The organism is Pedobacter frigiditerrae, assembly GCF_004331645.1.
Taxonomy (GTDB): Bacteria; Bacteroidota; Bacteroidia; order Sphingobacteriales; family Sphingobacteriaceae; genus Pedobacter; species Pedobacter frigiditerrae.
The window spans coordinates 1,068,475-1,088,040 of sequence record NZ_SJSK01000001.1; the positions used below are offsets into that span (position 1 = coordinate 1,068,475).

Here is a 19,566-nt window from a genome sequence, read left to right on the forward strand (position 1 = left end):
TGAATCCGAACGAAATACGTCTTAACCCCGAGTTAAATTTGTACAAAGAGATATGTTGGTATAACACCATTAATAACTTGGCACATAGCAGTTTTAAACACATTTAATATTCACCTATAAAAAGAATATTTATTTCGACAGGATGGTACAGGATGGATTTATAAAAAAATACGCTTAATCTCGTATAGCCAAATATAAATTCTATGAAAAGTCTTGCTAACTCATCAGCGATGGTAAAAGTGCTAAACCTAGTTTTAGACTTCATCACCTCACATTTTAATTACAATCATCAAGTCACTTCTCGGCATCTTCTAGCTTATGGTAATTCCGTCAAGCGATTCTGTATCGTACCAAGAAATATCTAATTGCTAAAATACATTTGAAAATACCGTCTAAATAGCCTCTCCTAGTTTTTTAGTCCCCAAGTTCTAATCAACTAAACAAAACCTAAATATTTATCAACTCTATTAAACTATGAATTTAAATTCTTACTCAAATCAACGCTGTTGGCGAAAAGGATTATTTAGCAGAAAACTGCTGAAACTAGGCCTATCGACTTTAGCTATAGTTGTATTCGTGAACAATGTTAAGGCAACGGATACGAATCTTCGAAATGTATCAAAAGACAAGGTTTCGATTGCCAAGAAATTTGATGCTATTATTACGGGAAAAATAACCGATGAAAAAGGTGAGGCTCTACCTGGTGTAGGCATTAAGTTAAAAAATGGCACTGCAACGGCAACTACAGATGCTAATGGAAATTTTAGTATTACTATACCTTCAAATGTTACCAATCCAGTTTTGGTGATCTCCTATATAGGATTTGCTACGGTAGAAAAACCTGTTAACGGACAAACAACAATAAACATCCAGTTAACCAGTATAACTAACGATCTTAATGAGGTTGTGGTTGTGGGTTACAATACTGTTAAGAAAAGTGATTTGACAGGTGCTGTAGTTAGTGTAAATGCTGAGGAAATTAGATCAAGGCCAGTAACAAATGCGCTGCAAGCTATTCAAGGTAAAGCAGCTGGTGTTGATGTTACTTCAAATGAGCGACCAGGAACAGTTGGTAATATTTTAATTCGTGGAGTTAGATCTTTAACGGCCAGTAATTCTCCTTTATACGTTGTTGATGGAATTCCCTTTCAAGCAGGAGGCATTGAGGCTATTAATCCAAATGATATTGAAACTATCGATATCTTAAAAGATGCATCTGCTACAGCTATTTATGGGTCTAGAGGTGCAAATGGAGTTGTTTTAATAACTACTAAAAAAGGTAAGGCCGGAAAATTAAGTCTAGATTATGTTGGTACTGCATCAATTGAGCAGTTAAACGATCGAATGGAAATGATGAATTCTGGGCAATATATAGAGTTTCGTAGAAATGCTTATCGTAGAACTGCATATATAAATTCAATTAACGGGACTACAACTCCAGCTCCAATATATCCATATCCAATTGTACCAACATTGGCAGATGATATTCAGATTTTTAAGCAAGATCAAAACATGGTTGATAACCTAAATAAAGGTTGGGTAAACGGTGTTTTTGATGGTGGCCTTGTTCCAACTACAGACTGGGGTAGTCTTGTTACCAGAACTGGCTTAACCCATGACCATGTTATAAGTGCTAGTGGTGGTACGGATAAGTTAAAAGCGTATGGCTCATTTGGTTACCTGAACCAGTTAGGAACGCAGCTTGGTCAAGATTTTGAAAGGTACAGTAGCAAGGTAAACATTGAGCTTAATCCTGTGAGTTGGTTCAAAATGGGTGTTAATATAACGGCGACATATGGTTTGCAAAACTATGGCTTTCAAGCGGCCAGCGCATCCGGCGCTCCAACTATATATTCAGCAGCCCGTGGAATGCTTCCTTTAGCTATTCCATTTGATGCGGCTGGAAATAGAATAAATTTACCAGGTGGCGATATCACTATTCAAAACCCAGTTCTAGAAGCTGATTATAACATCAACTTACGTAAAACCTTAAGAACAATTGGGTCAATTTATTCTGAGGTTTCTATTTTAAAGGGATTGAAATACCGAATTAATTTCGGTCCAGATTTCTCAAATTTTTACAATGGTAGATATCAAGATGCTAAATCTGTTAATCGTGATGCGGGCATTCCAGGGTCAATTAACAATCAGGCTATCTTGAACCAAAGCAGCAGATTTGCTTACACCCTAGATCACTTGTTATATTACAATAAAACAATTAATAAACATGATTTTGGTGTAACCTTATTGCAAAGTTCATCTGCCTTCAGAGATGAATCATCATCACTAACAGGAAGTAAATTATCCCTGCCAAAATCGTTATGGTATGGATTAAATACAGGAGTAATTACAGCTTTAGATGGATTTAATTCAGATTTAAGGCGGTCTAACTTAAACTCTTACATGGCTAGAGTTAATTACAGCTATAATAGCAAATATTTATTAACAGCTTCTGCCCGTTGGGATGGTGCATCACAATTGGCTGCAGGTAATAAATGGGATTTTTTCCCTTCTGCTGCAATTGCATGGCGCTTAGATCAAGAAGATTTTTTGAAGGATGTAAAATGGGTAAGTCAGCTTAAATTAAGATTTGGACTTGGTACAACAGGTAACTCTTCTGTAGATATTGGTAGCACGCTCGGTTCGTTAACGCCACTAACTTATACCTTTGGTAGTGTTGCACAAACTGGCTATGTTTCTTCAGACGCTTCCCTAGCAGATCCGACTACGCTGCCTAACAAACTGTTAAGCTGGGAAAAAACTACCCAATATAATTTAGCGGTGGATTTTGACTTGCTAAAAGGAAGAATTAGTGGTTCACTTGATTTTTATAAATCTAAAACGAATGATCTTATCTTAAAAAAATCCATTGGCTCAATTAATGGTTATACCAAATCTTTTGATAATGTTGGGTCTACCAAAAATAAAGGGATTGATTTAACTGTTAATACGGTTAACGTTAAATCAAGCAACTTCACTTGGGAATCAACCCTTAACTTTTCTATGAGCAAGGATGAGATTGTTAAATTAGATAATGGTGATATGATTCCCGAACGCTTTTTTATTGGACAAAGAAATGGAGTTGCTTATGATTTTGTAAAACAAGGAATCTGGCAAAATACACCTGAAGATAAAATTGAGATGGATAAGTTTAATGCAAATATTGCAAGCTTAGGCAGTCAGTTTAAGCCAGGTAGTATTAGAATTAAGGACATAAATGGTGATTATAAAATCGATGCTAACAATGATCGCCAGGTACTGGGACATTACAACCCAAGCTGGACTGGTGGTTTAACGAATACTTTTGGATATAAAAACTTTGATCTTTCGATATTTATTATTGCCAGGTATAATTTCCTTATCCAAACAGGGGCAGAATCTCTTCAAGGTCGTTATGCTCAACGTTTGGTTGATTATTGGACACCTACAAACCCAACTAATAATTATCCTGCTCCAAATTATGCTAGTGCAACCGGAGATCAGTATATCAGTTCTATGAACTATCAAGATGCTTCTTTTATTAAAATCAGAAACATTTCTTTGGGTTATAACTTTGCACCGAATCTTGCAAAAAAATTAACCCTATCTAGATTAAGAGTGTATGCTCAGGCAATAAATCCAGGATTAATCTATTCGAATATCGATTGGATTGATCCTGATTTGGGTGTTTCTGCATTCAATAGAGGAGTTGTATTTGGAATTAACGCTAGCTTCTAACCAATAAAAAAAGAACAAGATGAAAAAGATTATAAATATAGTAATAGGAGTAGTTTTACTTGGCGGATTGATGATTTTTCCGACTTCCTGTAAAAAAAGCTTCTTAGATGAAGAAGTAATCAATTCACACAATACTTCAGAATATAAAACATCTCTAGGTATTGATGGATTGGTAATCGGTATGTATCAAGGTTTGAAATTTCATTTCAATTATACTTGGTCTTACACTACTACCAATTATGGTGTAGATGAATTTACCGTTGGTGGAGATAGAACAGAACAGATGTTTAACTCTTATGATGGTAATTTTAATTCACAATCTGGAGATATATCAGCAGTTTTCGATAACATGTATGGCAACATTAATTCAGCAAACATTGTAATTGCAAATGTTCCTGTGTATTATGAAGGTGCCAATAAAAACACACGTTTGGGCGAAGGTTACTTTATGCGTGCCTTTGATTATTTTAAACTCGTAAAACAATTCGGTGGCGTTCCACTAAAACTTGAACCTTCTGAAACGATTATTGAAGAATTTACCAGAAATTCTGCACAGGAAGTTTATGAACAAGTAATTAAAGATTTTATCCAAGCCTATAATTTACTTCCTGCTACGGTTACAGAAAATGGAAGAATTACAAAATGGGCAGCTGCTCACTTCTTAGCAAAGGCATACCTTTTCCGTGCGAGCGAATTGAATAATGCATGGAATAGTGCTACCAAAACAGAGGACTTAAATAATGCTATAAAATATGCAGATATAGTTATCAATAGTGGAAGCCATACATTAGCCACCAACTTTAGTGATCTTTGGAATTTTACTACACCTGATGGACCAAACGAAAGTAATAAGGAAGTTATTTTAGCGGCTCAATTTTCTAATAACATCACAACTTATGGTCGTTATGGAAATCAAATTCACTTATATTATCCGTCAATTTATCAAACTGTTGGTGGTATGGTTCGTGACTTAGCGGGTGATCGTGAGTTTCAAAGGATGAGGTCAACAGACTATGCGCTAGATGTATTTGATCGTGTAAATGATTCTAGATTTTGGAAAAGCTTTAAAACGCGTTATATCTGTAATAACCCTGGTACTGCCCCAAAATGGACAACTGCTCATGCGCCTACCCCAGCTCAAGCGGGTCAGTTTAGATTTGTAGGGGGAGAAGAGGCTATTTTGTACATTGTTAATAATGCAGGTGATACAAGGTATTCAGCATTTGAAGAAAAATCAACAAGTCCTTTGCCAACAGATATTGGCCGTCGCAAACCAAATTTATTTGTGAGATATTTTGCTGGGCAACCTCAAAGTTACCTTAATGCACACGGAAATTTAGGTGTAAGCCAATTCGTTGCTTTATCCAAATTTATGGATGGATCTAGGAACTTAGTGGCTTCTCAGTTTGGACAACGTGATGGTATTTTGGCTAGGCTAGCTGAAACTTATCTTGTTGCCGCCGAAGCTTATGGTAGATTAGGCCAATTCGCTGCAGCTCTTCCATACTTAAATAAAGTTAGGGACCGTGCAGCTTATAAAGATGGAGAAAATAGAGAAGCTTATGTAGATGGAGGTATTTCATACAAAACTAATCCTGTAACAAATGCCGCCGCGTTATCTTCTTATTCAGACAAAAATACTTATTTCGAATCGAACAACATTCCTGTAAGTACTTCAAATACACTAACTAGTATGCATTTAAATAGCGAGGCAGATATATTTAACTCTAACAAAGAGTTTTACGATAAAATTGGAGCTACTTCACAAACAGATAAATTTTTAGCATTTATCTTAAATGAGCGTTCTAGAGAATTAATCGGTGAATTAATGAGATGGGAAGACCTTGCTCGTACTAAAACTCTTGTCGCAAGGACAGCAGCTTTTAATGCAGAAGCAAAACCATTAGATAATAAACACTATTTAAGACCAATACCGCAATCTTTCCTAGATGTTATTAAATCAAATGGAGCTCCATTAACTGCTGCACAGAAAACAGCAATGCAGAATCCGAATTGGTAATGTCTAGCTGATTAATGAATCAAAAAGCCTTAACAACAGTTAAGGCTTTTTGATTCTAAACTATTTTATTTTCTTTGGTAAGAATACAATAATTAGCTTTTTGAAATTGGCTAGGATATCCCAAAACGTTCTGTTAAGGTCAACATCATTCTCACCACAATCTATTACATCGCTTTTTTTAATGATGAAATTTGCAGCATCCTCAATGAGCTTTAACTTGATTAAGTTTTTCATCGCTTTTGCAAAATGACTGGCAAAAACATGTCCCCAGATTTCTATGATAAAAGAATCATTACTGATTTCTAATTCTTTTCCAATAAAATTGAAATAATCTTGTTTAATATAATTAACCAGTATTTCAGAACGCAAATCAATATCTCCTGAAAGGAATTTTTTTAATGCATTTGGGTTTTTGATCTGAATAATTTTTTCATGAAACACAACCAGCAAGGTATGCCCACTTAGCTCATACGTTTTTTCCATTAGCATAAGCTTTTTTCATAAATTCAAATACTTCATCATTAATATCTTCCTTGTGCATAATTCTTAGATGATGGTTGTAATCATTGCTTCCAGGAACTAACACCATTTTCCGGAAACATAAATTCTCTTCATGTAATTCTCTAAAAGGCAATACTACATCAACAAAACTTTTGCCTAAATTAATGATATACGCAAATCTTATATCTGCCGCAATCACTATCATGGATTTTGTAGCATAGAGCTTAATGGGGCCAATTTCTTCAAATTTTAAAATAAAATGATCAAATAATACTAATGAGTTGTCTGATTTACCCATTAAAAAATCACCTACGGTTTTATCTCCGCAAAAATGTGGCTCATGATTGTTTTTAAAATTCCGATTACATAAAGGGCATTCCCACATAATTATCAAACGTTTGTGTTGTCAAAACAAAGGTATTTAGACAAAGCTTTTCATATCTTGATTAAAATTTTAAACCACTGAACTCAAAAGTACAAAATGGAAAGAAGAGATTTTATTAAGAATGGCACTTTAGCTGCTGCAAGTTTAAGCATTTTACCTACCGGAACTTTGTTTGCCAAAGATACTGGAAAAGTAAGATTAGGATATATTGGAGTTGGAGCAAGAGGAATGAGTCATATTAGTGAAGGAGTTTTAAGAGATGATGTTGAAATTGTGGCCATATGCGATACCCAAGAAAGCTCTTTAAAAGGATGTAGATCCTTTATTGCAAAAAATGGGAGACCAGCTGCAAAAGAATATACTGGAAGTACCGATGCTTATAAAGCAATGCTTGATAGAAAAGATATAGATGCTGTAATTATTGCCACACCTTGGCAGTTTCACTATGAACAAGCTATTTACGCAATGAATGCTGGTAAATATGTAGGTTGTGAAGTTATTGCAGGACTAACAGTTAAAGAACATTGGGATATTGTAAACACTTCTGAAAAAACAGGAATGCCCTATATGACTCTAGAAAATGTTTCTTACCGTAGGGATGTAATGGCTGCATTAAATATGCTAAGACAAGGACTGTTTGGTGAAGTAATTCATTTAGAGGGTGGATATCAGCATGATTTAAGAGAAGTGCTTTTTAACAATGGTAAACAATATTATGGTGGTGGAGTAGAATATGGGCCAAATGCATTAAGTGAGGCACAATGGAGAACCCAATTTAATATCGATCAAGATGGCGATTTATATCCAACACATGGAGCGGGACCAATTATTAACTACGCAAACATTAATAAGGGAAATCGTTTTACAAACTTAGTTTCATTTAGCTCAAAAGCTAAAGGTTTAGCAAATTATGTAGAATCTAAATCTCCTGGGCATCCAAATGCGAAGCTTAATTACAAAAATGGAGATGTAACTACAACGTTAATTAATTGTGCTAATGGCGAAACCGTTATGTTAACGCACGATGTGCATTTACCAAGACCGTATTCATTAGGATTTAGGGTTCAGGGAACTAATGGTTTATGGATGGATGTAAATAAGTCTATTCATATTGAGGGAAAATCGAAGCCTCACGCTTGGGATCCGGTAAAAGAATGGTTTGATAAATATGATCATCCACTTTGGAAAAAATATGAGAAAGAAGCTGTTGGAGCGGGTCATGGTGGTATGGATTGGTTTGTATTTAATGCATTTATAGTTGCAGTTAAAAACAAAAAACAGACCCCAATTGATGTTTATGACTCTGTAACAATGAGTGTAATTACCCCACTTTCAACAAAATCTCTAAAAGAAGGAAACAAACCACAAGAGTTCCCTGATTTTACTCGTGGAAAATGGAAAGATAGAAAAAGCACTTTCGCGTTAGACGATAGTGGATTTTAAATAAACGAAGAAGGCTAACATTGTTAGCCTTCTTTGTTTAACGTTTATTACTTTCAACCAATTGTGATTCGATAACTATCTTATAAAAGGCAGGCGCTTCTTCTGTGTCATCAGTATTTAAAATATCCAATAAAGTATCTATTGCTTTCTGACCCTGTATAGTTGGGAATTGTTCTACTGATGCTACAGGAGGATGGTCCATAAATCCAATAACAGGAGAGTTAGCATAGCTTACAAACTCAATCGTATGATCTGGATTTAATCCAGATTTAAAAGCGTGTTTTATTGCAAATGCAGAAACATAATCGTTAAAGGTTACAATTGCTGTTGGCTTGCGTTTGTGACTTAGTAATATTTCTAGCGCTTCATTAGTACTTGTTTCAGAAAGATCGCAATTAACTATTAAGGTTGGGTCGAACTTTAATCTGTTTTTATGAAGCGCTTTAATATATCCTTCTTTTCGTTGCCCACTTGCAATAAGTGTACTTGGCCCATTAATTAAGCCAATGCTGCGGTGTCCCCTTTTCAGCAAATAATTAACGGCTTCTATGCTGCCAGTTTCTATATTACAAGCTACAGAATGTATGTTCTTTAAAGGAGGGATTCTGTCGAAAAATACTACAGGGATATTATATTTCTTTAATTGTTCAAAATGATCAAAATTGGAAGTTCTTTTAGCTACAGAAACTAAAAGCCCATCAACTCTGTTGTTTTTCATTTTTTCTACTAGTTGCTTTTCCCTGTCCTCTTCATCGTGGGATTGAGCTAATAGAATAGTGTAATTTTTTTTATAGGCGATGTCTTCTATCGCACTAATTGCTGTTGAGAAAAATGCTTCTGCAAGTTCCGGTAAAATAACCCCAATTGTAAATGTTTTACCTTTCTGGAAGAATATGGCAGCTTGATTAGGCTCATAATCCATTTCTTGAGCTGTTTGCTTCACCTTTTGTTGTGTGCTTAAGCTTATGCTAGGATGGCCGTGAAGCGCCCTAGAAACTGTTGATATTGATAAATCAAGTTTCTTAGCAATTTCCTTTATAGTGATTGGTTTCTTTATCATCAGCAAAATGCCTAATGGGCTTCCCGAAGATAAAATATTTTTTGCATACTTTTAATATCAAACGTTTGTGTTGAGTTAATCTAATCGTAATTAAATTAACTTTTAGTTGCTAAATCGATTTGCTAATTGCAATTAACTAAAGAGTTCCTGCTCATCTCTATCCGCAGTAGGTATTTTTTTTAGAAAATCATCAAAAGCTGGGCCTTCATTATCGCTATAAGTACCATAAGCATCTAACATATAACCTATATCTCCATCTTTATCTATAACTAAATACAAAACCGAACTATCTGCAGGATCTGACATACCTTCAAATCGATAGGTTTTAACAATCGTTAAGTCTTCTGGTTTATATATCTTGTTCAGATTTATAGATTGCATTTTTCCATGATCAGACATTTTAATTTCATTGTCTTTGCCTTTCATTCTAAGCTTTTCTAAGATCTGACTTAGGGTATTCATTTCTATTGGCTGTTCCATGATTGTTAATTTTTTATATCCTTAAAACAACAGTTAATTGGATTGGTTTTTTATTTAAAAAGATTTATGAAATTGCTTATAAAATGTCATCCTGCTTAAAAACCTAAAAACATTATGGCAACACTTAATATTCCTCAAAATGGCAAGGCCACCAAAGGAAGAACCGCAAAGGCATTACCTGGAGTAGATTTAACCGCAATGGTTGATTTGGCTTTTTTACTCATCACTTTTTTTATGCTTACAACTTCCTTATCGAAAATGAAAGCGATTGATATAGCAAAGAATGTACCTGCTGAAATTTTAGCGCCCTATCCAGCATCGAGAACAATGACCATCCTTTTAGGAAAAGAAAATAAAGTGGTTTATTATATGGGCGAAGCAAAGGATGCAATGATGAATGTTGCAAGTTTAACGACTATTAAAGCTCAAATTATTGCAAATAAACTAATGGTTCAAAAGATTCATCAAATAGAAAAAGAAAAAAGTATGATTATCATTATTAAACCCACATCAACTTCTGTTTATAAAAACTTTGTAGATATCATTGATGAAATGAATATAAATGGCATAGAGTCTTATGCAATTGATGACAAGTACATATTGGACCAGGAAAAGTCTTATATGAAAACAAAAGGCATATAAATTTTTTGTCTATGTCTATTTTCAATATTCTTCGGGTTTTCTTCGGGAATTTATTTAGGTTTCTTCGGGAGTTGTTCGGGAAGCGTTCGAGTCTGCTTCGGGAAGCCTTCGGGAAACGTTCGGGATCTTCACGAAGAGAAGACGAAGCGAACTCGAGCACTTTAGCATCCAGTGATGGTGCAGTTACGAATTAGTTACGATGTAATGGCGAAGGAATGACGACAAATGCAGCGATATGGTTCGTATGTATTTGTAATAATGGATTTGTCACAAAGTTATAAAAATAAAAAGGCGCTTCAATTACGAGGCGCCTTTAAATGGTTTAAGGTAATGTTATAAGCCAAAAGCTGTTTTAACCTGGTCAACAAAGTCTAATTTTTCCCAGGTAAATAATTCAACTGTAACCACTTTTTCTTCACCATTAGGAGTCCTGAATGTTTTGGTAACTGTTTCAGGTTTGCGACCCATATGCCCATAAGCAGCAGTTTCACTGTAAATTGGATTTCTCAATTTTAAACGTTGTTCGATAAAATAAGGGCGCATATCGAAGATAGATTCAACTTTTTTACTTATCTCGCCATCTGTTAAATTCACTTTTGAAGTGCCATAAGTAACCACATTTATAGAAGTAGGTTTTGCCACGCCAATTGCATAAGAAACTTGCACTAAAATTTCATCAGCTACACCTGCTGCAACTAAATTTTTAGCAATGTGACGGGTTGCATAAGCAGCACTTCTATCTACTTTACTTGGATCTTTCCCCGAAAAAGCACCACCACCATGGGCACCTTTTCCTCCGTAAGTATCAACAATAATTTTCCTGCCAGTTAAGCCAGTATCACCATGTGGACCACCAATTACAAATACACCAGTTGGGTTAATATGGTAAGTAATATTATCATTAAATAAATGAGCATATTGAGGATATTTCGCCTTAATTCTAGGAATTAATATTGAAATTAAATCACTTTTAATTTTAACCAACATTTGTTCATTCGCTGTATCTCTATCTTCCTTTGAGTTAGAATGAGGTTTAACAAAATCATCATGTTGAGTTGAAATTACGATAGCATCAATTCTTTGAGGCTTATTATCATCAGCATACTCTAAAGTTACTTGAGATTTTGCATCTGGACGTAAGTAAGTAATTTCAGCATTTTCTCTTCTCAAATTAGCCAACTCCCTCAATAAAGCATGAGATAAATCAAGTGCCAATGGCATATAATTTTCAGTTTCGTTTGTAGCGTAACCAAACATCATTCCTTGATCACCGGCACCTTGCTCTTCTTTAGTTGTTCTGTCTACACCCTGATTAATATCTTGAGATTGTTCATGTATTGCTGATAAAATTCCACAAGAGTTAGCCTCAAACATATATTCGCTTTTAGTGTAACCAATTTTCTTGATTACATCCCTTGCAATTTGCTGTACATCTAAGTAGGTTTTTGATTTAACTTCACCAGCTAAAATAACCTGCCCTGTAGTAACCAAGGTTTCGCAAGCTACCTTTGATTCGGTATCAAATGCTAAAAAGTTATCGATTAATGCGTCTGAAATTTGATCTGCAATTTTATCAGGGTGGCCTTCAGATACAGATTCTGATGTAAATAAATACGACATTTTAAATAATTAATTATAAAAATAAAAATTGTAAAGGGGAATCTGAATCCTTTAAAAAGGGCAGTAAAATGAAGTGTAGTAATAATTAGCACTTTTTTTTACGTGGTTGCAATCCAGCTCATATTTCATAGCATCGCAAATCAGTCCACTCTTAACGCCACAAAATTACTATATATATTATTAATAGTCAAAAAATATCAATTATTTTGTGCTACCTTAATCATCACACATTGGTAAAAATAAACATCTTATTTATTATAAATCCTATTTCTGGAGGTAAAAAAAAACAAAAGATACCTTCAGTTATAGATAGGCACCTAGATAAGGAAAAGTTTAGCCCAAACTTTAGTTTTACCGAATACATCGGTCACGCTGCAGAAATAGCTGAGGAGGCCGGTAATAAAAATTTTGATGTGATTATTGCTGTGGGTGGAGATGGAACAATTAATGAAATTGCCCCAAAGGTTATCCAAACAGGTAAGGTACTAGGAATTATTCCTTTTGGATCTGGGAATGGATTGGCCAGATTTTTAAAAATACCGATGAATACCATCAAGGCGATTGAATTGATTAATGATTTTAATGTGAAACTGATTGACACAGCTATACTTAACAATAAGCCATTTTTTAATATGGCAGGGATGGGATTTGATGCGCACATCAGTTCTGTTTTTGCAAATAATAAAAGTAGAGGGCTTAAAGGTTATGTAGAAATGGGTTTAAAAGAGATGACTTCCTATCAATCTCAAACTTATGATATAGAAATTGATGGGGTTTTGTATAAAAGAAAAGCTTACGTAGTTAGTATAGCCAACTCATCACAATATGGAAATAATGTACATATCTCTCCGAAATCCTCTTTAACAGATGGTTTATTAGATATTTGTATAGTTAAACCTTTTCCCTTATATAAAATCGTTGTCCTTGCTTATCATATGTTACGAGCTACTACGGATAAATCTGAAATGGTAGAGATTATTCGAGGTAAGCAAATCAAAATCACTAGGGAAAAAGAAGACTCAATCCACCTTGATGGTGAACCATTTTTAATGGGCAAGGATATTAACATTGATATAGTTCCATTATCTTTAAACATTATTGCAAAATAGAATGAAGCCAAAAAAGAAAGTTATCAATGATTTTGGAGGGATTATGTTTTCTACTGATCCAGCTTTTGTTTATGAAGAAGAATCTCAGATTGAGGAAAATGTTTCAAATTCTCAACAAGATTTAAGGGTACAGCTTGACAGGAAAAATCGTGGTGGGAAAGCGGTTACATTAATAACGGGTTTTAGAGGCAGTGAAGAGCAATTAGATATTTTGGCAAAGATGTTGAAGACTAAATGTGGAGTTGGCGGGGCAGCAAAAGATGGCGAGATTTTAATCCAAGGAGACTTTAGAGACAAGGTGCTTTTATTACTACAAAAAGAAGGCTATAAAGTAAAAAAATCTGGAGGATAATCAATATTTAAGTGATTGATTTTCAATTGCTTAAATGTTAGTGTATTAGCCACAATAAGTAAAATTTTTCCTTAAAAATTGTGTTTTTTGAGTTTATATCTGCTTAGCTTTGCAGCATATTAAACCAAATATATGAGCACTTTTAATGAACAGCAACCTAACTTGGGTTATCTAAATCTGTATGCCAAAAAAATAAAATATCAGCTTAGTGTAGCACAATTGGTTGAGGAGGCAGTCCAAAATAACGAAGGTACATTAGCAGATAGTGGAGCATTAGCAATTGATACAGGCAAATTTACTGGTCGTTCTCCTAAAGATCGTTTTATTGTTTGTGATGAAGTTACCGACAAATCAGTTTGGTGGGGCGATGTTAATATTAAAATAAGCGAGCAACACTTTGATGGTTTACTTGAAAAGATAACTAATCACCTTAATGCCAAGCAAATTTATGTGAGAGATGCTTATGCTTGTGCTGATGAAAAATATAAAACAACCATTCGAGTTGTTACTGAACATGCATTTCAAAATCTATTTGCCAATAATCTATTCTTAAGATTTAAGCAGGAAGAAATTATTGCGCAACCAGAATGGACAATCATAGCTGCGCCATCCTTTTTAGCTAATCCTGAGATTGATGGTACTAGGCAACCCAATTTTTCGATTTTAAATTTTTCAAGGAAAATAATCTTAATTGGAGGTACGGCTTATACTGGTGAAATTAAAAAAGGTATTTTTTCTGTGCTGAATTTTATTCTACCTGAACAAAAGAAGACTTTATCAATGCATTGTTCTGCAAACGTAGGGGAAGATAAAGACACCGCTATATTTTTTGGCTTATCTGGCACTGGTAAAACAACTTTGTCTGCCGACCCTAAAAGGGGGCTTATTGGTGATGATGAACACGGTTGGGGAGAAAACTCCATTTTTAACTTTGAGGGTGGTTGTTATGCTAAGTGTGTTGATTTAACTGCTGAAAAAGAGCCTCAAATATTTAACGCTATCAAATTTGGTTCGTTATTAGAAAACACGAACTATTTTCCAGGAACCCGGAGTGTTGACTTTTCCAATATCGAGAAAACAGAAAATACTAGGGTAGCTTATCCGATAAGTTATATAGAAAATGCTATTGAGCCATCGGTAGCGCCAATTCCAAAAAATATATTCTTTTTAACTGCAGATGCATTTGGAGTTTTACCTCCGATATCTAAGTTAACTACAGGGCAGGCAATGTTTCATTTTATATCTGGCTATACGGCAAAAGTTGCAGGTACAGAAGCTGGTGTTACAGAACCTCAATTAACATTCTCTGCTTGTTTTGGAAAAGCATTTTTACCCCTGCACCCTACAAAATATGCAAAATTGCTTGGCGAAAAAATGGAAAAACACAATGTTAATGTGTGGTTGGTTAATACAGGATGGAGTGGAGGTCCTTATGGAATTGGAAATAGAATGAAGTTAAGCTACACTAGGGCAATGATTACTGCAGCTTTAAATGGCGATTTGTTAAAAGCAGATTTTGAGGAACACCCTGTATTTGGTTTATTGATGCCTAAAACTTGTAAAGAGGTGCCAAGTGAGATATTAAACCCTCGAAATACTTGGTCAGATAAAAATAATTATGATAATAAGGCAAATGAACTTGCATTAGCTTTCGTTAATAACTTTAAGCAATTTGAAGATTTTGCAGATGAAAAGATATTAAATGCGCTCCCTAAAGTTGTTGAAAATGCCATTTAATGTATTTTTTTTGCTGAAAATTTGTTTTTAAGTAATTTTTTAGTTTTAATTGCGGAAGATTGTCAAACTAACGGCAATCTTTTTTAGTTATACAGGTAGCCTTATTGCAAAGGTTGCAACGTAACGAATTAATTGTGTAACGTTAATTTAATTTGTAAATTAAAATCAATTTATAAATTTGTCAACGCAACATTTAGTTATATGAAACGTTGTGTGTATTACTATAAAATATTTTAACTAATTTTATTAAAGTTTAAAAACAAAGTACTAAAACTAAAAAACTAAAAAAAAATGGCAAACGCACCAAAACCAACAACAGTTAAAAAAGAGAGCTCAACTGCATCTAATTTATTTGCAACTCTTGTAATTCCAATTTGTATCCTTATCGGGGTTACACTTTTCATCTTTGTATTAGGAAAACCATCAAACTTTATCATTGATCCTGCTGTAGCAAGTGCAAACAGTAAATTATCACTAGCGTTTTTTGATGAGGATACTCACTCAATTTTACCTAACGTTGGTAATTATGGTGGTATGGCTTACAAAGGTGGTTTCATCGTTCCAATTCTAATGGGTATGCTTTTAATGGTATTCGTATTCTCAATTGAGCGTTTAATTGTTATCGGTAAAGCAACAGGAAAAGGAAGCTTAGATGCTTTTGTTAAAAAAATTCAATCACTTTTAAGTTCAGGAAACATCTCAGCTGCTGCTGCAGAATGTGATAAACAAGAAGGTTCAGTTGCAAACGTTATCAAATCTGGTCTTAAAAAATACGGCGAGATGGAAACTGAGCAAAATATGGATACTGACCAAAAATGTTTAGCTATTCAAAAAGATATCGAAGAAGCTACTTCATTGGAGATGCCAATGTTAGAGCAAAACTTAACTATCATTGCTACTTTGGTATCAGTAGGTACATTAATGGGTCTATTGGGTACTGTAACAGGTATGATTAAAGCGTTTGGTGGTTTAGCTAACTCAGGTGCACCAGATCAAGCAGCGTTAGCAACAGGTATTTCTGAAGCTTTGATTAACACAGCAACAGGTATCGGTACATCTACTATCGCTATTATCATGTATAATATCTTAACTTCGAAAATCGATAAATTGACTTATGCTATTGATGAGGCTGGTTTTAGCATCATCCAAACTTACGCTAGTACGCACAAATAAAAATTATTTTAATTTTTTTTTACCGGCTTTATGGAAAACCGGAAGAATTAACATCATTAATTAAAATATTATAATTTTTATATTATGCCTAGAGTAAAAGTTCCAAGAAAGAGTACCTCGGTAGACATGACCGCAATGTGCGATGTGGCCTTCTTGTTGTTAACTTTCTTTATTTTAACGGCAACTTCACGTCAACCAGATCCTTTGGATATTAAAACTCCATCGTCTACGGTTCAGTTTAAAGTGCCTGATAAAGATTTAGCAATATTGAGTATTGGTAAAGGAAAAGTCTTTGTCGAACTTATTGGACAAGACATTAAAAGAGAAACCCTTTTAAAAATGGGTGCATTGTATGGCGCCAAATTTACAGAGGCAGAATTAAAGCGTTTTGCTGTAATGTCTTCTTTCGGAGTGCCGATGCAAGGAATGAAGCAATTCATAAACATGAGCCCAGAAGAAAGAACGAAATCTAAGTTTGAAACTGGAATTCCTGTTGATTCTACTGCTAATAATGAATTGTACAGATGGATTGAACAATCTCGCTACGCGGTAGCAGAATTACACAAAACAGAGATGCGTGTAAGTATTAAGGGAGATGGTCCAGAAGAATATCCAGTTATTAGGAAGATTGTAGAAGTGCTTCAAAAGCAAAAAGTTAACAAATTTAGTTTAATCACATCAGCCGAAGCTGCTGCTAAATAAAATTAAGATATGGCAGAATTAAATACCGGCGGGGGTGGTGATAAAGGTGGTAAAGTAAGAAGTAAAAAACAATCTACAAGAGTAGACTTAACCGCGATGGTTGATTTGGCTTTCTTGTTAATTACTTTCTTTATGTTAACCACATCTTTATCTAAACCATTAGCAATGGACATTGCTAAACCCGATAAGGACATAAAAGATGAAAACAGGAAAGAACTGAAAGCATCTCAAACAATGACTATTTTACTAGGCAAAAACAATAAGATTGCTTGGTATATGGGCGTTCCGTCTCCAAACACTCCTCCTACAATTGAAGGGTTTGCCGACATTAGAGCTTCTTTATTGAAAAATAAGCAAGAAGTTAAGGAAAAAATGGGCGGTAAAGATATAGTTATTGTAATTAAACCAACCGATGGCTCTACTTATAAAAACTTTGTAGATATCATGGATGAATTAAGCATTACTAAAACAAATATCAATGCCCCAGCAATTGATGATGATCCTGCCCATTTAATGGATAGTGAGAAGGATTTTATGAGAGCTCAAGGGATTTTAAAATAAGTTAACAATTAAAATATTAAGCAATGTTTGGATCTAAAATAGATTTATTTAACAAAGAATGGCTTGATGTAGTTTTTGCAAAAAAGAACAAAAATTATGGGGCTTATGAGCTTCGTCAAAGTAATGCAAAGAATACAACCAAATCATTATTAATTGCATCAGCGATATTTATATTACTGTTTGTTGGGCCAAAGATTTATGCCTTAATAGCAGGAATATTGCCAGCACCTCCTCCAGAAAAAATGATTGAGGTGACGATGCAACCACCTCCACCAATTAATCCGGAAGTGAAGACACCTCCGCCAGTTGAACCGCCACCACCAAAGCAGGATCAGATTAAATTCCCTCCTCCAATTGTGAAACCTGATAACGAGGTACAGGATGAAGAGCCACCTAAGTTGGAAGACTTGAAAAAGGCAGATCCTGGGCAAAAAACAATTGAAGGTGATCCAACAGCTGATATCGTTCAGATAGCTCCTGCAGGTGAAGGACCAAAACAAGCTCAGGTAGTAGAGGATAATACCGTATATAACTTTGTTAGTATGGAAAATCCACCTAATTATCCTGGAGGTTTGGATAAGTTTTACAAATACTTAGGTGATAATATTAAATATCCGCCGATGGCTGCTGAGAACAATATTCAAGGCAAGGTATTGGTATCATTTACGGTAGAAAAAGACGGTTCTTTAACAGATCTTAAAGTAGAACGTAAATTAGGATACGGTACAGATGAAGAAGCGATGAGGGTATTGAAATTGAGCAAACGCTGGAATCCAGGCATGCAAAATGGTAAACCGGTTCGTGTAAAATATAACATTCCAATTAGCTTTAACTTAGCGCAATAATATAGGATGTTTAATCTTGATTATTTTAGACAGAAATCGCCTCAACAGCGATTTCTGTTCATTTTAGGCCTTGCTATGATTACCATTTTTATATGCTTGGCCATTCTAATCGCATTTTTTGGGGAATTAGTCAATCTCGATCCTGAAAGATTTCCAAAAGAGTATCGTATCGCATTTGCCATACTTTTGGTTGTTTACTCCATTATTAGATTCAATAGGATTATAAGTAGAAAAGATACTGAATAATGAAAAAAATAATTTTTTTGTTAATTTTTGCAGTTGGTATAGTTGTTTCTTGTAATCGTAAAAAAACAAATAAAATACCTGAAACTAGAACTTCCGGAATCACCAAAATTCTAGTTGATGAATCATTTGCAAGGATTTTAGATGATCAAGTAATGGTCTTTAAAAGTGAATACCATGACGCATCAGTTACAACTATAGCTGGGAATGAATATAAAATTCTACCAAAATTTTTAAATGGGGAAGTTAAAATGATCATTCTGTCCAGAAGGCTAAAACCTTCGGAGGAAAGTTATTATAATCAAATGAAGGTTCCCATCTTTACTGATCGGTTTGCGATAGATGGAATTGCATTAATAACAAATGCAGACAATTTAGATACTAATATTACCGTTAATGAAGTCAATGATATCATGAGGGGTAACTCAAAAGGCAATAAAAAACTTGTTTTTGATAATGCTAGTTCGAGCACTGTTAGGTATTTTATGGATTCAGCAAAAGTTGTACAATTACCTAAGGCTGGAGTTTATACTTTACAAACTAATAATGATGTAATTAAATACGTTGCAGAGAATAAGGGTTATATTGGCGTTGTTGGAGTTAACTGGTTGTTAGAAAGTAACAAAGACATATTGTCATATTTGCCTCGCATCAAAACAATGGGTGTGAAAAATATTTCCGGAAAAAAGGGGAGCGATTCTTATTATAAACCTACTCAGAATGCGCTTATTAATGGAGTTTATCCATTTTTAAGAAATGTTTATTTGATAAATGCAGAAGGACGTGATGGTTTAGGCACAGGATTTGCAAATTGGTTAAATAGCCCTCGTGGTCAGTTAATCGTACTCAAATCAGGACTAGGTCCTCATAAGATGATATCAAGGGATTTTAACATAAAGAACACGAACTAAATTTTTAATTTAAAAATTAAATGAATATAATTGTTGTGCAGAACCAGATATAGGCCCAATAATTT

17 protein-coding genes are annotated in these 19,566 nt (G+C 34.5%); 12 read left to right on the forward strand and 5 right to left on the reverse strand.

Features of this window, described 5'->3' with window-relative positions:
* Nucleotides 1-474 precede the first annotated feature (474 nt).
* Complete coding sequence (locus EZ428_RS04550; protein WP_131551914.1) at nt 475-3,717, forward strand: SusC/RagA family TonB-linked outer membrane protein; 3,243 nt, start codon at nt 475-477, stop codon at nt 3,715-3,717.
* A 19-nt stretch (nt 3,718-3,736) separates the two neighbouring features.
* Nucleotides 3,737-5,737, forward strand: coding sequence for a RagB/SusD family nutrient uptake outer membrane protein (locus EZ428_RS04555; RefSeq protein WP_131551915.1), 2,001 nt, complete (start codon nt 3,737-3,739; stop codon nt 5,735-5,737).
* Between the two features lie 60 nt (nt 5,738-5,797).
* Here EZ428_RS04555 and EZ428_RS04560 read toward each other — a convergent pair whose 3' ends face one another.
* Both EZ428_RS04560 and EZ428_RS04565 read right to left on the reverse strand, forming a co-directional pair.
* Complete coding sequence (locus EZ428_RS04560) at nt 5,798-6,220, reverse strand: hypothetical protein (RefSeq protein WP_225870993.1); 423 nt, start codon at nt 6,218-6,220, stop codon at nt 5,798-5,800.
* Nucleotides 6,204-6,623: a DUF5655 domain-containing protein gene (locus tag EZ428_RS04565; RefSeq protein ID WP_131551917.1), complete on the reverse strand. Its 420-nt coding sequence runs from the start codon at nt 6,621-6,623 to the stop codon at nt 6,204-6,206. Before EZ428_RS04565 ends, EZ428_RS04560 begins: the two co-directional genes overlap by 17 nt.
* A 96-nt stretch (nt 6,624-6,719) precedes the next feature.
* On the opposite strand from EZ428_RS04565, the gene EZ428_RS04570 reads away from it, so the two are divergent.
* Nucleotides 6,720-8,066 carry a Gfo/Idh/MocA family protein gene (locus tag EZ428_RS04570; protein WP_131551918.1) on the forward strand — a complete coding sequence of 449 codons (1,347 nt, stop codon included), beginning with the start codon at nt 6,720-6,722 and terminating at the stop codon, nt 8,064-8,066.
* A gap of 37 nt (nt 8,067-8,103) precedes the next feature.
* Here the strand turns inward: EZ428_RS04570 and EZ428_RS04575 are convergent, their stop codons facing one another.
* The gene (locus tag EZ428_RS04575; RefSeq protein WP_131551919.1) at nt 8,104-9,126 is read right to left on the reverse strand and encodes a LacI family DNA-binding transcriptional regulator; all 1,023 of its coding nucleotides are present in this window, start codon (nt 9,124-9,126) and stop codon (nt 8,104-8,106) included.
* 132 nt (nt 9,127-9,258) lie between these two features.
* Nucleotides 9,259-9,606, reverse strand: a complete 348-nt coding sequence (locus tag EZ428_RS04580; protein ID WP_131551920.1) for a hypothetical protein — start codon at nt 9,604-9,606, stop codon at nt 9,259-9,261.
* Between the two features lie 114 nt (nt 9,607-9,720).
* Here EZ428_RS04580 and EZ428_RS04585 point away from each other — a divergent pair, with 114 nt between their 5' ends.
* Nucleotides 9,721-10,248 carry an ExbD/TolR family protein gene (locus EZ428_RS04585; RefSeq protein WP_131551921.1) on the forward strand — a complete coding sequence of 176 codons (528 nt, stop codon included), beginning with the start codon at nt 9,721-9,723 and terminating at the stop codon, nt 10,246-10,248.
* Nucleotides 10,249-10,581: 333 nt separating this feature from the next.
* Here EZ428_RS04585 and metK read toward each other — a convergent pair whose 3' ends face one another.
* The gene (gene metK / locus EZ428_RS04590; RefSeq protein ID WP_131551922.1) at nt 10,582-11,868 is read right to left on the reverse strand and encodes a methionine adenosyltransferase; all 1,287 of its coding nucleotides are present in this window, start codon (nt 11,866-11,868) and stop codon (nt 10,582-10,584) included.
* Between the two features lie 230 nt (nt 11,869-12,098).
* On the opposite strand from metK, the gene EZ428_RS04595 reads away from it, so the two are divergent.
* From EZ428_RS04595 to EZ428_RS04630, 8 genes are all read left to right on the forward strand, one after another.
* Nucleotides 12,099-12,977 carry a diacylglycerol/lipid kinase family protein gene (locus EZ428_RS04595; RefSeq protein WP_131551923.1) on the forward strand — a complete coding sequence of 293 codons (879 nt, stop codon included), beginning with the start codon at nt 12,099-12,101 and terminating at the stop codon, nt 12,975-12,977.
* A gap of 1 nt (nt 12,978) precedes the next feature.
* Nucleotides 12,979-13,329, forward strand: a complete 351-nt coding sequence (locus EZ428_RS04600; protein ID WP_131551924.1) for a translation initiation factor — start codon at nt 12,979-12,981, stop codon at nt 13,327-13,329.
* Nucleotides 13,330-13,461: 132 nt separating this feature from the next.
* Nucleotides 13,462-15,066, forward strand: a complete 1,605-nt coding sequence (gene pckA, locus EZ428_RS04605; protein ID WP_131551925.1) for a phosphoenolpyruvate carboxykinase (ATP) — start codon at nt 13,462-13,464, stop codon at nt 15,064-15,066.
* Nucleotides 15,067-15,357: 291 nt separating this feature from the next.
* A complete protein-coding gene (locus tag EZ428_RS04610; protein WP_131551926.1) occupies nt 15,358-16,239 on the forward strand; it encodes a MotA/TolQ/ExbB proton channel family protein in 882 nt (293 codons plus the stop codon).
* 84 nt (nt 16,240-16,323) lie between these two features.
* Nucleotides 16,324-16,941 carry an ExbD/TolR family protein gene (locus EZ428_RS04615; RefSeq protein WP_131551927.1) on the forward strand — a complete coding sequence of 206 codons (618 nt, stop codon included), beginning with the start codon at nt 16,324-16,326 and terminating at the stop codon, nt 16,939-16,941.
* A 9-nt stretch (nt 16,942-16,950) separates the two neighbouring features.
* Complete coding sequence (locus EZ428_RS04620; protein WP_131551928.1) at nt 16,951-17,502, forward strand: ExbD/TolR family protein; 552 nt, start codon at nt 16,951-16,953, stop codon at nt 17,500-17,502.
* A gap of 23 nt (nt 17,503-17,525) precedes the next feature.
* Nucleotides 17,526-18,347 carry an energy transducer TonB gene (locus EZ428_RS04625; protein ID WP_131551929.1) on the forward strand — a complete coding sequence of 274 codons (822 nt, stop codon included), beginning with the start codon at nt 17,526-17,528 and terminating at the stop codon, nt 18,345-18,347.
* 245 nt (nt 18,348-18,592) lie between these two features.
* Nucleotides 18,593-19,501: a substrate-binding domain-containing protein gene (locus EZ428_RS04630; RefSeq protein WP_131551930.1), complete on the forward strand. Its 909-nt coding sequence runs from the start codon at nt 18,593-18,595 to the stop codon at nt 19,499-19,501.
* The last annotated feature ends 65 nt before the right edge of the window (nt 19,502-19,566 follow it).